Source organism: Bacteroidota bacterium (genome assembly GCA_018266755.1).
GTDB lineage: Bacteria > Bacteroidota > Ignavibacteria > Palsa-1295 > Palsa-1295 > JAFDZW01.
Genome location: JAFDZW010000002.1, coordinates 337,424 through 352,609, shown reverse-complemented (window position 1 = coordinate 352,609; position 15,186 = coordinate 337,424). Strand labels below are relative to the sequence as shown.

Sequence of the window (15,186 nt, the reverse complement as noted above, 5' to 3'; positions counted from 1 at the left end):
GCTACTTCGATGAACGATAGGTACGCGAGAGAAGAATCCCGCTCGGCTCCTCGATCTCGTCGATGAGTACCGGGCCCTCTCCTTTGGCAAAATAGATCGTCCATCGAACCGGGGAGGTCGTTGTGCCTCCGGCCTGATCGGCAAAGCGGTAGTTGACGACAAAGATGCGGCTGAAGATCAGGCCATTCGTCAACTTGAGGCTGTCGATATACCGGTCAACATCGGCTCTTAGCGAAACGGACACGCCGAGCGAGTCGGAAAATATTTTCCCCGCATCCCACGTGCCGCCGACATGGATGCCGGCGTCGTCTGCACCGAGCAGCCTGAATTCAAGCGGGAGCAATGTATGAACAACGGTTCTCTGCGTGGGGCTGGAGTGAAGTTTGGCCCAGGGCCCACCCGATCCGTTCGAAAAGGAATGGTTGTATATACCCGAGTCGCTGGTCCCTGCGAAGGCGTTGCCATTACAGAGAGTGATCGCATTCAGCACCGAATAGGACGACAAGGGTACCGATGGTGCTGTCGTCACAACCTGGTTCGCTGTTTTGAAAATAGCACAATTTCCACGTTCGTTTGCAAGAAGCACCGCCGAGAGGTTGAACGCATCGACCGCGGCGAGCGTAAAGAACGAATTTGTGAGAAGATGAAATGTATCCTCCGTCGGTATCCACGAAGCAGTTATTCCGGTCGATGTGGAAGTCTGCAGACTGATGATGAATGTGGTATCGGTCGCTCGCGTAATTACTCGGGGTGTCGCACTGCTATAGCGAACTGCTGCGGGCAGGGTCTTCCAGTACACATCGGAGTCCGGATTGATATAGTAGATTCCCCCTGAGGCGTCAGATGCCAGAAAGGTAGTCGCGCCGCTGAAGGGTGCTCGGGAAGTGGCCAGTAGTGTTGCGCTCGAATCGATTGCGGGCAATCCAGGGGCGACAAGCGAAGGCTGAGATGCCATGCGGTAAATTCCGTTTCTGATGATCGATGCGAACATACCGTCGGACGACGAACAGATAGCTCTGATGCCCCCAAGTTTCCCCGCATATCCGAGGGACCACGACTGCCCGCCATTCGAGGAGATATAGACTAACCCATTCACAGTTGCGGCTGCGACAACTGTTTTCGAATTGAACGGGCCATAGGCGAAATCGACGATCGCGTCTTTCGCAGAGATCGAAAGTCCGGTCGACAGACCCCATGAAGTTCCTGCGTCGCTTGAGTAGAAGACATGGCTCGAATCGTCGCTTGCGACCACTTGCTTCCCTGCGTCGCCGAACGCGAGAATCTTCCGAATATTGCGTGGCCGATCGATGCTATCGTATCGTACGCCGGAAAGAGCATAGCCGCTCGGCACGCGAATGATGCTTCGCTCGGTCAGGCCGGAGACGGTGAGCGAATCGTTAGACGAATGAAGCAGGAGCGTATCGCTGCCTGACGTATTGAAGTTTTCGATCGCTTGATAGCGGTCGCTCTCGGCAGTCGCGGCGAAGTGCAGAGTGATTGTCGAGGTAGCTCCGGTTTTCGGCTGTAGGGTCGTGTAGATGATCGTATCGATCATATTCCACCCGTACGAAGAAGCACCGGCCCCGGTCGGCGGTGGGACATCGACAATGTTCTTCGAGCAACCCGCAGCGAACAGTGCAACGACCAGAAGCGATATGTACGTGCGCTTGATCATGGCAAACGGTATTGGAAGCCGGCACGAAGCGTGATTGCCGGCGTGAAGATCCTCGACTGTGGTGTGCTTGTCGTCGAGTATTCGACCGGTCCGCTCACGCTGGATGGCGTTGTAACCGTGGTTGCGGTAGTGTTCGTAAGCACACCGGAGTATAGTGCGAATACCTGGAAATCCAGTCCGTCCGTTAAGCCAGGTTGGAAGCTGATGCCTGCCTGGGCACTGCCCATCCACCCGCCTGCGCTGCCGAACGCGCGTCCGCCCCCAGCCGAGAGTTCGATGCGAACAGCATCATACGGATTCACGGTGTATCGAAGTGCAAGACGCATGAACGTACTCGTCGACGTCGTCGATGTTGCGTGTGTAACGATGCGGGATATGCTCGGATCGGAAATGACCGACGAGGTCGGAGTGAGCGCCTGACTCGAACTCACTCCTCCTTCGACACCGACAGCCCAATGTGCATCGAGCATACGGTCGATTCCAAGCAGAGGATTTACTTCGGTGCGGGTAACGTACGAGTTGCTCCCGCTCGGCACATAGAGGAATGTAGTGCCAAAACCGAGCGAACCACGAAGTGCCCAATCGCTGCGGCGTCCGTCCGGATGCGTCACCAGATCGCGCAACGACTGGCGGCTTCCCGAATTCGAACCGATGATGTTCGTCATACCTGCATCACGAATAGCGACGGTCGGGATTTGAGCGATTGATGACTCGGACGCAACTGCAGTTTCGGTATGCTGTCCGATGATTTCGGTGGTGCTACTGGCACGATCGCGCGCGTCAATGTTCGTATGTTCGGCCGATACTACCTCCGAGCGATGCATTCGCTGGCGTGGTTGTGACGAATGTGCGATCGCATGTATGCGGTCCGGACGAAGGTCAGTATTCTTGTTCCCGGTTGCGCTCGTCGATGACACCACGTTCGAATGAACGCCAGAGTTGTCCGCAACTGCGCCTGTAGGTTGTGACGTGCCGGTGGCGGGTTGGATGTTCGACGGCGATGGTGCAGTTGACATACCCAACGGAGTGTGCGCGTCTGTTGCAGACGAATGCTCTGAGGTAGAGGCCGAGCCGAATCTACGGTCCGATGTCGGAACGTCGTTAGGCGACGGCGAGCCGGCCATGCCGTACCAATAGACAGCACCACCGGCAAGCAACGTAACGAGGCCGCCGAGTGCAAAACGGATCGGGTATTGGCGTAGCAACAATAGCAGCGACGAAATCGCCGAACGTCCGCGCAACGCCGTAGTTGTCGTTGTTCCGATGACAGCAGGCAAACGCTTTGCGAGCGTCTCTTCGAGTTCTACCGGGACATCGAACGGTCGCTGAGCCACGCGCGTCAACTCCGAGAGCTTGATGTGCTGCTCGAGAATGACGCGCTTCTCTGGGCTGACCGAAAGCTGATGCATCAGCTCTGCGGAGTCATGCTCGTTAAGCGAGCCGTCAAGATAATCGAGTATGCGATCTTCGGTACTCATGCTTCTTCCTCCTCGTCCGCAGCGAACGGCGTTCCGTTCGCGCGATAGGTTTCGTCGGTAATGATCGGTGCAAGCAACTTCCGCAGCCGTTGTTTGGCGCGGTGAATGCGAACTTTCGTGAGTGTGATCGTCGTCTGCGTGATCTCTGCGATCTCTGGGTAACCCAGGCCGTCGAACTCGCGCAAGATGAACGGCTCGCGGAATTCGATCGGCAGTGTGGCAACCGCTTCTTCGATCGCTTCGCGCAGCGAGCGTTGCTCGCCGGCGAATTCGGGTGAAAGACGCCGCTCGGTGCTGGGCAGATACGGATGATTTTCGATCGTCTCTTCCGGGCGCTTCGACCGGTAGATGTTCAGCGCCACATTGCGAGCGATCATGTAGATCCAGCCCTTTACATTTTCTCCGTAGCGGAATGTATGCAGTTTCTCATACACCTTGATAAACGTCTCCTGATACGCATCACCCGCTTCGGCGCTGTCGCCGCCGAGCATACGCAAACAGAAGGTGTAGATCTCGCTCTTGTAGCGGGTATAGAGTTCGGCGAATGCGCGCTCGTCGCCGGCGCGAAATGCCTCGATGAGCTCTAGATCCGTTCGCACCTTCGTCGAAGGTTTCGTAGCCACATCACTCGCCGCTTGCACCGGAGTGCCGCGACGACGATCGCCCGTCTCCGGTCGGACACGGGCCCCTATGGCCGTAAGAGACTGCATTCAATGTAAATAAAACACATCCTGCAACGGAGAGTTACAGTCCGGGCAGGGGAATTACGCCCGAATTCGAGAGGCTATAACTTCAATAAAATGGTAGGCTTGTGCACCGTCATGCCGTTCGCGAAGGCCGCTCTGCAATTGCATCAGACATCCCGCATTCGCCGTGGCGACGACCGGAGCACCGGCAGAGCCGATGATCTCCATCTTTCGGGCCAGCAGTTCACGGGCCATTTCCGGGCGCTCGACGTTATACGTGCCGGCACTGCCGCAGCAGATATCGTTCTCTTCGAGGACCGTCACCTTGGCATTCGCGATCGTGCGAAGAAGCTGTGCTGGAAGGTCAACGATCTTCTGACCGTGATAGAGATGACAAGGTGCGTGATAGGAGATGTGTGTCGGTTCGTCGAAACGCAAACCAAGACGCTCGAGGTCCGAAAGATGATGCTCGAAGAGAAATTCGGAGATGTCCTTGATCTTCGCTTGCGCGGGATGGGATGCACCGAGCATCTTCGAGTACTCTTTCATCGTCGCACCGCAGCCCGCGATGTTCGTGATGAAGTAGTCCACCCCTGAGCGCTCGATGGCATGGAGAGTCGTGCGAGCGAGTGTGCGCGCATGCTCACCATACCCTGCATGTGATGCGAGAGCACCGCAGCAACTGATCTCGGGGATCGTATGCACATCGTACCCAAGTGCATTGAGCACGACGATCGTCGCATCGTTGACCTGCTTCGTGAAGACGTCACCGATGCAGCCGATGAGTAGGCCGACCGAACCAATATGTTGCTTCGTTGTCGGGTATACTCCATCGCGGTCATGAGGGAAGGGGATGCTATCCGGCGTTATGCGAAGCGGAGCGAAGATGCCAGTTGTCGTGTCGAAGGTCTTTCGTGCAAGCCTCAGCAGGCGAGTACGCGAGAGCAGCGCCAAGCAAAACTGTCCGAGCCGAGTGAGCGCACGCGAGCCAAGCACGTTCGTATAGACGAATCGGTGCAACGGCCCTCGCGAACCTGTTTGTGCGATCGCGTCGCGAGTGTGCTCCATCAGGACGGAGTACTGCACACCCGACGGACACGCCGTTTCGCACGCGCGGCAGACGAGGCACGAAAGTTCGTGCTCCTGCACGAGCGGGTCGGCGATATCGAGAGCGCCTTCGTTGACCGCTTTCATCAAGTAGATGCGGCCGCGCGGGCTGGACATCTCCTCGTGCGTTACTCTGTAGGTCGGACAGAAATCCAGACACAGCCCGCAGTGAATGCACGCGAGCAACTTGTCGTCGATATCCGCGAATATGTGCTTCTCGTCAGACAAGGATGTGTTTGGGATCGAACACCGCACGAACGTTTGACAGCAGGCTCACTACTTCTGTATCCGGTTCTGCCCTGAGATGTGATACACGTACTCGAGCGAGCGTCTGACTCCACTCTGCATTGCTCAACTCGTGGTGGATATGCTCGCGAAGAGCATTCATCGCTTGGTCCACATCTTCGCTGTATCCCGAGAGTTCGATGATCGGAGAGTCAACATCGGCCATGAGAACGCTCGGATTCAACCGTCGCGTTATCTCAAGCCCAGCCGGCACAATGGCGAATCGCGCAGTGCGCTCCGGTTTCGGCTGCACCTTCATCGTCAGCGAGAGGATCGCCCCGAATTTCCCGCGCGAGCCACAGAACGCACGGTGAATATCGTACCCTGCGACAGACTTCACCACCCGCGAACCGCTTTTGAAGATCGTACCGTCCGTGGTGCAGAACGTACCTCCGAGGATCGAGGTGCGAAGCATCCCGAGTATTGCTGCACGGGGATGGTAGTGGTCGTTAATGACCGCAGCACCAAGCGATGTTTCCGGGATCTCAGACGTGACAATTGTTGGTATCCACTGACCCTGTGCCGCAAGCAGCGTTTCAAGAGCGATAAGTGTGATGCCGGGCTCGACGACGATCACCATCTCTTCGGGCTCATACGAAACGACCCGATCAAGCTTCGCAAGCGAAAGTGTATCGATCGTAGAATCGGAAAGCGTATCGTATGCGATACGCAGCGGCGACGACCGCTGTGCAAGAAAGCGTGCAACGTCCTCGGAGGTCTCCGCAAGTGTGATCACGATCTATTCGACAGCAATATCGTGAAGATGCGGCTCGTTCGAAAGTGCAAGCTGCCCGCACGCCGCTTCGATATCAACACCAGCCGACGAGCGAACCATCACATGCGCTCCGTGCTCTTTGAGCTGACGGATGAACTCGTTGAAATGCGCTTCGGAGCTTGGGTGTAGCGTCGCGCCGAGTCCGCTCGGTTGCGTAAAGTCGATGGGATGGAAGGGGATGACGTTCACCTTGCTTGGCGCACGACGAGCGATCTTTGCCAAGCGCTTTGCATCCGCCGGCGTGTCGTTGAGCTTGTCGAAAAGAATGTATTCGTAGGTGACCGGGATGTGCGTCTCGCGGTAATAATCCTCCATTGCAGCGATGACCGTATCGAGCGGATACTTTTTGTCGATGGGCATCAGTTGCACGCGCAGTGCATCGGTTGTGGCATGCAGCGAGAGCGCAAGCTTGACCCCCAGTCCCTCTTTTGCAAAGCGGCGAATCTCATCGGGGAAGCCGCTCGTCGAGACGGTGATCCGTTTGGCGCCGATGATCTCAAGCTCGGGATCGGTGAGTATGCGCAGCGACGCGACGACGTTCTCATAGTTGAGCATCGGTTCGCCCATGCCCATGTACACGACGTTCGTGATCTTCTCGCCGCTCGCGTGCTCGACCGCGATGTATTGGCCGACGATCTCGCCGACAGTGAGGTTGCGCTTGAGCTTCAGTGATGCCGTCGCACAGAACTTGCAATCGAGCGGACAGCCTACCTGCGTCGATAAGCACAGTGTCTTGCGGCGTGCTTCGCCGCGTGCATCGCGCATCTCGCTCGGGATCAGGACGGACTCGACCTGTCTGCCATCGGAAAGCTCGAACAGATACTTGATCGTCCCGTCAGCGCTACGGGATTCTTTGACGATCTTCGGATGGACGATCGGGAAGCGCGCGTCAAGTGAAGCCCGCAGTGCTGCTGGCAGGTTCGACATCTCGGCGAACGAGCGAATGCCTTTTGCGTAGAGCGCGTTATAGATCTGACGCGAACGAAATCGCGGCAGCGACGGATCAGCCTGCGCAAGCGCAGCCGCGATCGCGGGCTCATTCAAGCCAAAGAGCGTTGTCGGGGTCTCGTTCATTCGTTGTGCTAACAGCAAACTTCTCGCACTAATGCCGCCGCTGCATACCGTACCAGTATTCCGATTCCGCGACGAAAAAGAACGAGCCGCTCTGCGTCAATGGCGCGGAGCCTTACGTGTGACGGGCAAGAAGCTCGTGTTCACCAACGGCGTCTTCGATCTTTTGCATCGGGGCCATGTCACCTATCTCCTTGCAGCCCGCAACGAAGGTGATGCGCTGATGGTCGGGGTGAACGCCGATGCATCGGTGAAACGCTTGAAAGGAGAATCTCGTCCGATCCAGAGCGAAGAAGATCGTGCACTGATCCTCGCTTCACTGAGCGCATGCGATTGCATCGTGATCTTCGATGAGGATACGCCGAAAGAGCTAATCGACTTCGTCATCCCGGATGTACTCGTCAAAGGCGGCGATTACAAGATTGAAGAAATTGTCGGACGCGATACGGTCGAGAAGAGCGGCGGCAAGGTGATGACGATCCCGTTCGTCGATGGGAAAAGCACGACGGGTATTGTGGAGAAGATGAAAGGGTAGTGCTCCATTCGGCATGTCATTCTGAACGAAGGCCGCTTGCGGCCGCAGTGAAGAATCCCTTCGGTCCTGCCTGAATGTTCGTGCAGTCCCGAAGGGATTCTTCGCTTCGCTCAGAATGACAACGATCGCTACTTCATCAGCAACCGCTCGACCGGCTTGCCGCCGACGATGTGCGATTCGACGATCTCCTCGACGTCGTTCTCCGTGACGTGAGCGTACCAGATGCCTTCGGGGTATACAACAACGGCCGGACCCTTTGCACACTGGTCCAAGCATCCGGCTTTGTTCGCTCGTGCCTGACCTTTGAGTCCGCGCTTCTTTAATTCTTCTTTGAGCTTCTTGCGGATGGCTTCCGAGCCTTTTGCTGCGCAGCATCCGCGCGGATCGCTCGGATCGCGGTAGTTCTCGCAGACGAAAATATGGTGCGTGTATTTCGGGACGCTCATCGTCGTGCTCAGTCGCGCATGTCCACGACCTGAATATTTCTCGCGGGCTTGTAGGTGAAGAGACTCTTCGGCAGCGTCTTCTTCGGTGTGATCTTGAGCTTCGCAAGCGTCATCGACGCGTTCGGGGCTTGCGCCGAGATCGAATCGACGACCAACCCACCGCCCTTGGCAACCATCTTGAACTCGACGGTCTTGACATCGCCGATGCTCTTGAAGAGTGACGCAATGTTCGGATGCGGCGTCAGCGTCAGCGTGTAATTGCCTTTGCTTGGGTTGGTGAGCTTCGCATCGTAGTTATGCGCGAAGTCGAGCATGGCTTGCGAATTGGCACCGCTGCTGCCCGCTTTATCGATGACGACCTTCTTTTCTTTTTTGAACAGATGCCACTGCGTCTTGCCGTCGCAGATGAACTCTTCGGTCGCGCTGGTCAGATGATAGGCGTTCGAGTCTGTCGCAAGCGTCATCGTGACCTTGCTCTTATCCGGCAAGGCAAATTGCACCTCGACTCCGGCGCCTGTTTTGTACGTGCTTTCGAGCCGGGCAATGACCTCCTTCGTCGATTGTGCACGCACGAGCATGGGGAGCATCACCAACACGGTGAGCACGATCTTACTGATAGAATGTCTGTAGTTCATTCCTTCTTTCATTCCACTCTTCACTGGTGATCGCAAAGACACGGGTATCGGTCCATTTCCCGCCCTGATGCAATGCGCGGATGGCCGTCCCTTCATAACGCAAACCCAACTTCTCAACGACGCGCAGGCTTGCTGCGTTCTCGGGTGAGATCCAGATCGAAATGCGGTGCAGCCGCAGCACATCGAACGCGAACGCCAGGATCGCCGCCGTTGCCTCGGTCGCAACGCCTCGGCCCAACCAGTCATGGCCGACCCAATAGCCGACGAAGGCAGATTGTGCGACGTTGCGGATAATGTTCGTGACGGCGATCTGGCCGATGATCGTCTCCGACCCCGACTCGCGGATCACAAACCGATAGTCGGTACCGTCGTCCCACTTGTCGAGCGTCGTCCTGATCTTCGCGCGCATCTCTCGGATGCCTTCGGCCCGCGCTCGCTCGTCGTCAGGAGTACCCGGCATGAATGCCGCCAAGTGGTCGCGAAGGCCGCGCTGTTCGAGATCGTAGTAGCTCTCGGCATCTTTGGAGTCGAACGCGCGCAGGACGAGGCGTTTGGTCACGACTCGCTTTGGAATAGGGTACTGTGGCTCGTGTTCGGGAAAGATCACGATACAGGGATCTCTTTGATATAGAATCGCTCTTCGAGCAGTTCTTTGGTGATGCGGTGCCGATGCTCGAACATATCGTTGATCATCCGCTGCACCGAAATCTTGTTCGCCAATCGGCCGATCGCACCGAATGGCAGGGCGTATTCCAACTTGTCGCGCAATTCTGTCAGCGCTGCACACGGCTGGCTGAACGTACGGGAATGGCGAAAGTAGGGGAAGGGACCTTTCACCACGAGGTCGGTGAGCTTGAACGGCGGATCGAATTCGTCGATCTTCACGATCCAATGGCTCTTGAATAATCCGAATTGGGTAATCTCAAGGTACATCGTCCGGGCCGTACCGAGTCCCTCGTCCTTCACCAGCCGCGCCGACATGCCGGGTGGCGAGATCTTGTTGAGGTTCGCAACATCGAGATGAAAATCGAACACCGCCTCGATCGGGGCGGCAATGGTCACAGCACTTTCGACGGTGTAGATCGTCATGCCTTCGCTGCTTCCAACACTTCTTTGACGTGACCCGGGACCTTCACCTTTGAATACAAGGCTGCAATCTTGCCTTTTTCGTCGATGATGAACGTCGAACGCACGACGCCCATGTACTTGCGGCCGTACATCGACTTCTCTTGCCAGACGCCGAACGCTTCGCAGATCTTCTTGTCGGTATCCGCGATCAGCGGAAACGGAAGTTCATACTTCTCTTTGAAGCCTTTGTGCGACTTCTCGGTGTCCGGACTTACACCGATGACCGGAATGCCAGCCTTGCGGAACGAGGGAAAAGTATCACGGAAATCACACGCCTCGACGGTACAGCCGGACGTGTTATCCTTCGGGTAGAAGTACAGGACGAACTTCTTGCCTTTGAAGTCTTTGAGCGAGATCGTCTTCCCGCTGTCGTCGATTCCGGAAAAGTCCGGAGCTTTATCGCCTACTGTGAGCATACCGTTATTGCTGAACTTTGCTAAAGTCTACCTGCAGTTCGCCTTTGGTCACCATCGCGACTTTCCAGTGCTGGCCTTTTTGCTTGACCATCCAGAAATACGCGACCGGATCGGTTTCATGCGGCGATTTCACCTTTACCATGCCGGTCTCTTCAATGTCAGTTGCGTCGAGAAGACCACCGGTGAGGTCTGCTTTGAAGTCCTTATCGACATCGGCGCTTGCAGCGCGGATGAATTTATGGTTACGGAAATCGTAGATCGACTGGATGTAGGTAATGAAGTCGCTGGCAACATAGTCGTTCTTGAAGTACGACTTAAAGAGCCGCGTCGCGATCATCGAGTCGCGCATGCCGACGTTGTTACGAGCAGTTGCTTCGGCAAATCGCTCGGCAGCCTGGATCTGTTCGGTGGCGCCGCGATCGCAGCTGCTGAGCATCGTTGCGACGAGCAGTGCGACAGCGAAACTACCGAAGCGGAATGCCCACGAGTTCTGTGGTCTCTTTGACATAGATCAATACTCCACGATGGATAAAAAAGTTATCGGGCACGGGATACGGCGTGCGGCTATTGAGCACTTCGCGATAGAGCACATCGCCGCTGTCCTTGTCGAGAATGACAAGGTGGTTCGACAGCGTGTTCGCGAGCATCGCATTGGCATCGCCGGTGATGCGTGTGTGGTAACTAAAGACAAGCTTCCCGCCGAAGTCGGCGAAGTCGATCGAGCCGCGAAGTTCATTCACATCGAGCACTTCGCTTACGAGCGCTGCGATCGGTTCGAAGAGCTCCTCGCCCGGAGCGATCGGTACCGAGTAGATAGATTCCGTATCCTCGTTCGCCACAAGCGCCTGCAACCCAAGGATGTTCTCGCGCTCCGAGCCAAAAGCCTCGAGCACTTCGCCACTGCGGCTATCGATCGCAAAGAACTCAGTGCGGCCGAGCGCCTCGCGTTGGGCGTACACCTTGCCGTCGTATTCGAAGAGCATCGCAACATCCGGTTGCTCCCAGCGAACGGTACCGGTCGCGGCGTCGAGCGTGACGATGCCGAGCGGCTCGGGCATGTCGGGCTTGCGGAAGCGATGGATATAGAGATTCTGCGGGGTGAGCTTTGCCGAATGGAACCACCACGGTTCGTCGATGCCGACGTTTCGCCAGATCATCGTGCCCGATGCCACATCGAGGGCAAAGAGCGAAGCCGTCTTGTTCTCCACATCGCGCTCCTCACCGCCGAGGATACCGTTCGGGCTGATGAGCAGGCGCCAGAACATCTTCCCATCGCCGGCTTGGAACTGCCAGGCGGGCTTGAGCTTACTGCCTCGGATGCGTGAAAGAATGCTCATTCGCTACTTCTGCGCAGGTGCAAACACGTAAGCAAGGAGAAACGTCGCCGCTGCTGGGGTACGCAGAAGAGACCTACTTTTCGTATGTGGGTAGAGACAACCGCTACTCTGCAGCCGTGTTCCTGCATAAAAGGAACATCCCGAAATGCAACACATCTCGCTTCGGTCCCGAATTATACATCTCCTCGTCGTCGCGACGCTTGCGATGTACGTCGGCGGATTCGAATATCTTCCCTTCCAGGATCTACCGCAATGGACGTATCACGGTTACGTAATGCATCAATGGCTCGCACATCATGACGATCTCGGCGGCCACTTTCGGCTTCAGCCATATCTTCCCCCGAATTCCGCTGCAACTCTGGTGATCGCAGCGCTGGAGGGCATGCTTGCCCCGATCGTTGCCGGAAAAATTTATCTATTGATCACATTGGTCCTGTGCTATAGCGGAAGCGTTCGGCTGATGTATGTACTTGGATCGCGACAGGAGGCGGTCAACATCCTTGTAGCCATTGGTGGGTGCATGACGCTGGATGTCCAGATGGGCTTTGTAAATTTTGTTTTCGGTCTCGGCGTTGCCCTGCATGGCAGTGTCTATGTACTTCGGCATCGTAGCTCTGCGCTCGGTTTCCCGCTGATGCTGTTTCTTTTTGCCGCATATGTCTCCCACTTTGTCGCCGCTGCGATCCTCTGTAGTGTATTGCTTGTCGTGTGCATGCGCGAAGCGAATGTCAAGCTGTTCAAACGATCGCTATTGGCGCTGCTACCGTCGGTGGTGCTGTTTGTGCAGTACTGCATAGCAAAAGACATTCCGATGGGCCCGACTGACGGATTCTCGGTCACTTATGCGGAGTCGGTCCGTACGTCGATACGGACGTTGCCGGCGGTAGTCATGCCGGTCCACCGGATGAAGCATGTCTTTGAGCCATCAACGGTGTTCGTGTGGTTCGACGCCGTATTTGCGATTGGGTTCTGGATCGGGGCTGTGTGGATGATCGTCCGTTCGATCCGCGCTCGGTACTGGGAGTTCTCAGCCGTGATCGGCGCACTCGCTCTTGCGATTGCCATCTTCTCGCCGGCGTTTCTCGGTGGGATGGTCGCGCCGGGCGTGCGATTTACGTATGTGGGGTATCTTGCAATAGTCGCATTCATTGCCCGGACACTGAGACATCCCCGTTCGCGCCGGGTTCTTGCATTCGGGTTGTGTACTCTAACAATGGTCTCCGCGACGATTCTCGTTTGGTCAACGGCGGTGTGGAATCGAGAGTTGGATGCTGCACCGATCGACACGTTCGGTAATTATGACACACACGGCGGTTCAAATCCGTTCACCCACTTTCATTTCTATCAGGATATTCGCAATCATACACCACGACCGGTATTTCGTAGTGGTATAATCACCTATGTTGAGGACAGCCGCGATATGCGGTAGGCTAATCGAGGAATGCCCACGTCACATCCAATCGGAACGAGAACCCCTCGCGTGGGTAGATCGGGACATTGAAATACGGAGTGCCAAGAACATTCAAGAACTGTACGTTCACTTGTGCTCGCTGATCGATCAGAGCGGAAGCGAGAATGTCGACTATATATCGTGGTGAGGTGAAACGTGAATCGTCGGTGAGTGTCGTCCCGTAGTGCGGAAGACCTCGATAGGCATAATAATCAGTCGCGGCATCGTACGATAAGGCGGGGGTCAGACGATTCAGGTATCGAGTCCGTCCACCAAGACTGAGCCGCAGGTTGCCATCGGCAATATCGCTTTCATAATAGACTCCGGCCTGAGCCGAGATCCGTGCCGATATATCCGACACCAGCGACGGAATGTTCGTGTACGACGAGAGAGGGTGCACGCTCGGCAGGAAAGTCCCGCTTGCATTAATGCGAAACGAACCGAGCCATGCATTGATCGAACCGTTGATGCCTCGCGAATGAAGCGCAGTAGCCGAGAAGGCAGGGTAGTAAAGGCTATCGTTGTAACTCGTGGGGACGAGGATAATGCCCTCCGGTTCGACGCGGTCGAGATATCCGGTTGTGATCGCAATACTGTCGTTGACTCCGAACGGAATGCCGAGCGTAGTGAAGATACCCAAATTGCGCAGTTCATAGGTCGCAAGCGGGTCTGGCGATTGCACGGCCCGATCGCGCATATAGGTGAACTGCGCAGTTACGGAAAGCGCACGGCTCAGGCGTGCCGAGCCTTCGAGCCCGAAGTTCGATAGTGCAAGGTCCGGCTCGGTGTTGCCGCCAAGAGTGAGGCTCGAGAGCGTCCACCGGAAGAAGCCATTGGCGCTCACGCCGAATGCACCGCCGAGCGAAAGCGAATCGCTTGCTAGCGCAGAGTATCGTTTCTCGAGAATATCCGTAGTTCTGTTCGATGGCGTCGTCCGCGACAGCACTTGTGCATCGGCACGAAGCAACGCCCTGGTCGTGAAAGCGCCGAGCGAGAGTTCGGCGGGTTGCTGGAATGTCATCCCGAAACGGTCACCGTTGCGAAGCGGTGCAGCGATCGATGAAAATGTCGAGTCCGCAACGAACAGCTTTCGTGCCGAGATCGTCATATATGCGGCAATGAGCGTCGGGTCTTTCTCGCTCAGAAGCGAGAAGGCAGATTGCCCGAGCAGGTCCAGCCGTGTTCGATGATCGTAGCTGCGCGGCGAATACGTCGGTGCGAGCTGTTCGTCGAAGACATCGGTCGTCGAGTCGATCTTGAACGTCCCGCCATTGGTGCCGCTGAATGCAGATGTGTAGAGGGCGAAGAGGAGCGCGTGAATATTCTTGCTGTCGTAGCTCGCCTGCGAGCGCACCCACCAATCGTCGGTGCGTGGGTTCAGGTTGAGCGTGGTCGAGTTGAGCGCCGACCCGGAGCCCCGGCGGTACACGGCAAGCGCGATATTGAGCGGCTCCGACGGACTGACGGCAAGTAGTCCTTCGAAATTCGAGAAGCTGTGGCCGAGCTCCTGCGTGTAATGCATGCGGGAATAGGCGATCGGCGTTCGGAATGTTTCGATGTGTCCGTCAACGACATCGCTTGCCGCATGATCGAGCGACCCCATCGCGCCGCCATGGGAGATATTGAGCGCACTCAGGAGTTCGATCGGATAGTAGTTCAGCATCGAATTCCCGCTAATCGGGTCGTTGAGTGGCAGGATCCCGTTGATGAACCCAGCGGTAAGCGGTTCTGAGGTGCGCGAAGTGAATAGATTGACCTCGCGGCCATAGCCTTGATCGCCAAGCAATAGCGCGGCGCCGATTCCCGCATTCTCAAGCAGCGATGGGATCGTTTGCGGCGAGCCATAATATCGTACCGCTTCGTTCGTGAGATGCGTACTCGCACCTGCATCGACGGCGATGGGGCGTCGAAACGGACGAACAACAAGGGTCTTTGCGGAATCCGGCCGAGCTAACGAATCGGTGTGGAGAGTCTGAGCGTCTGCGCACCATGCGAGTGCAGATACAAGACCGATCACAGCAAGTACAACCCACGCAGTTCTACTGCGAGGGCGGACGGAGCGTCTCGTTCGGTACTGTTTCAGGGCGATCGGTGTTTATTCAGTTTCCAAGTAACGCGAGAATTGTCAAATTGTTGCATCGAAGGATGATGCATACGCTAGA

General features: G+C 56.3%; 16 protein-coding genes. 2 read left to right on the top strand and 14 right to left on the bottom strand.

What is annotated here, in order from left to right; genetic code table 11:
* Position 1 precedes the first annotated feature (1 nt).
* Genes JSS75_04000 through rlmN form a run of 6 tightly spaced genes read right to left on the bottom strand, consistent with a single transcriptional unit; the run spans position 2 to position 7,080 of the window.
* Positions 2 to 1,675 (bottom strand): hypothetical protein, encoded by a 1,674-nt coding sequence (locus JSS75_04000; GenBank protein MBS1902845.1) that lies wholly within the window; start codon positions 1,673 to 1,675, stop codon positions 2 to 4.
* The gene (locus tag JSS75_03995) at positions 1,672 to 3,153 is read right to left on the bottom strand and encodes a hypothetical protein (GenBank protein ID MBS1902844.1); all 1,482 of its coding nucleotides are present in this window, start codon (positions 3,151 to 3,153) and stop codon (positions 1,672 to 1,674) included. Before JSS75_03995 ends, JSS75_04000 begins: the two co-directional genes overlap by 4 nt.
* Positions 3,150 to 3,863, bottom strand: coding sequence for a sigma-70 family RNA polymerase sigma factor (locus JSS75_03990; GenBank protein MBS1902843.1), 714 nt, complete (start codon positions 3,861 to 3,863; stop codon positions 3,150 to 3,152). The genes JSS75_03995 and JSS75_03990 overlap by 4 nt, the downstream gene beginning before the upstream one ends.
* A 54-nt stretch (positions 3,864 to 3,917) precedes the next feature.
* Positions 3,918 to 5,174, bottom strand: coding sequence for a 4Fe-4S dicluster domain-containing protein (locus JSS75_03985; protein MBS1902842.1), 1,257 nt, complete (start codon positions 5,172 to 5,174; stop codon positions 3,918 to 3,920).
* Complete coding sequence (locus tag JSS75_03980) at positions 5,167 to 5,967, bottom strand: FAD-binding oxidoreductase (GenBank protein ID MBS1902841.1); 801 nt, start codon at positions 5,965 to 5,967, stop codon at positions 5,167 to 5,169. The genes JSS75_03985 and JSS75_03980 overlap by 8 nt, the downstream gene beginning before the upstream one ends.
* Positions 5,968 to 5,970: 3 nt before the next feature.
* Complete coding sequence (rlmN, locus tag JSS75_03975; GenBank protein MBS1902840.1) at positions 5,971 to 7,080, bottom strand: 23S rRNA (adenine(2503)-C(2))-methyltransferase RlmN; 1,110 nt, start codon at positions 7,078 to 7,080, stop codon at positions 5,971 to 5,973.
* A 31-nt stretch (positions 7,081 to 7,111) separates the two neighbouring features.
* Here rlmN and rfaE2 point away from each other — a divergent pair, with 31 nt between their 5' ends.
* Entirely contained in the window at positions 7,112 to 7,612 is a 501-nt protein-coding gene (gene rfaE2 / locus JSS75_03970) for a D-glycero-beta-D-manno-heptose 1-phosphate adenylyltransferase (GenBank protein ID MBS1902839.1), read from the top strand.
* Positions 7,613 to 7,740: 128 nt separating this feature from the next.
* Here rfaE2 and JSS75_03965 read toward each other — a convergent pair whose 3' ends face one another.
* The 7 genes from JSS75_03965 to JSS75_03935 are packed head-to-tail and all read right to left on the bottom strand — an operon-like array spanning position 7,741 to position 11,574.
* Positions 7,741 to 8,058, bottom strand: coding sequence for an NAD(P)H-dependent oxidoreductase subunit E (locus tag JSS75_03965; protein ID MBS1902838.1), 318 nt, complete (start codon positions 8,056 to 8,058; stop codon positions 7,741 to 7,743).
* A gap of 8 nt (positions 8,059 to 8,066) precedes the next feature.
* On the bottom strand, positions 8,067 to 8,693 hold the full coding sequence (locus tag JSS75_03960) for a hypothetical protein (GenBank protein ID MBS1902837.1): 627 nt from the start codon (positions 8,691 to 8,693) through the stop codon (positions 8,067 to 8,069).
* A complete protein-coding gene (locus tag JSS75_03955) occupies positions 8,668 to 9,252 on the bottom strand; it encodes a GNAT family N-acetyltransferase (GenBank protein MBS1902836.1) in 585 nt (194 codons plus the stop codon). The genes JSS75_03960 and JSS75_03955 overlap by 26 nt, the downstream gene beginning before the upstream one ends.
* 44 nt (positions 9,253 to 9,296) lie before the next feature.
* Positions 9,297 to 9,782: an SRPBCC family protein gene (locus JSS75_03950; GenBank protein ID MBS1902835.1), complete on the bottom strand. Its 486-nt coding sequence runs from the start codon at positions 9,780 to 9,782 to the stop codon at positions 9,297 to 9,299.
* A complete protein-coding gene (gene bcp, locus JSS75_03945) occupies positions 9,779 to 10,237 on the bottom strand; it encodes a thioredoxin-dependent thiol peroxidase (GenBank protein ID MBS1902834.1) in 459 nt (152 codons plus the stop codon). The genes JSS75_03950 and bcp overlap by 4 nt, the downstream gene beginning before the upstream one ends.
* Before the next feature lie 4 nt (positions 10,238 to 10,241).
* Complete coding sequence (locus JSS75_03940) at positions 10,242 to 10,745, bottom strand: hypothetical protein (protein ID MBS1902833.1); 504 nt, start codon at positions 10,743 to 10,745, stop codon at positions 10,242 to 10,244.
* Positions 10,702 to 11,574 carry a DUF4905 domain-containing protein gene (locus JSS75_03935; GenBank protein MBS1902832.1) on the bottom strand — a complete coding sequence of 291 codons (873 nt, stop codon included), beginning with the start codon at positions 11,572 to 11,574 and terminating at the stop codon, positions 10,702 to 10,704. Before JSS75_03935 ends, JSS75_03940 begins: the two co-directional genes overlap by 44 nt.
* 145 nt (positions 11,575 to 11,719) lie before the next feature.
* Between JSS75_03935 and JSS75_03930 the strand changes: the two genes are divergently transcribed.
* The gene (locus JSS75_03930; GenBank protein MBS1902831.1) at positions 11,720 to 13,003 is read left to right on the top strand and encodes a hypothetical protein; all 1,284 of its coding nucleotides are present in this window, start codon (positions 11,720 to 11,722) and stop codon (positions 13,001 to 13,003) included.
* A 1-nt stretch (position 13,004) separates the two neighbouring features.
* Here the strand turns inward: JSS75_03930 and JSS75_03925 are convergent, their stop codons facing one another.
* Positions 13,005 to 15,041 carry a hypothetical protein gene (locus JSS75_03925; GenBank protein ID MBS1902830.1) on the bottom strand — a complete coding sequence of 679 codons (2,037 nt, stop codon included), beginning with the start codon at positions 15,039 to 15,041 and terminating at the stop codon, positions 13,005 to 13,007.
* Positions 15,042 to 15,186 lie beyond the last annotated feature (145 nt).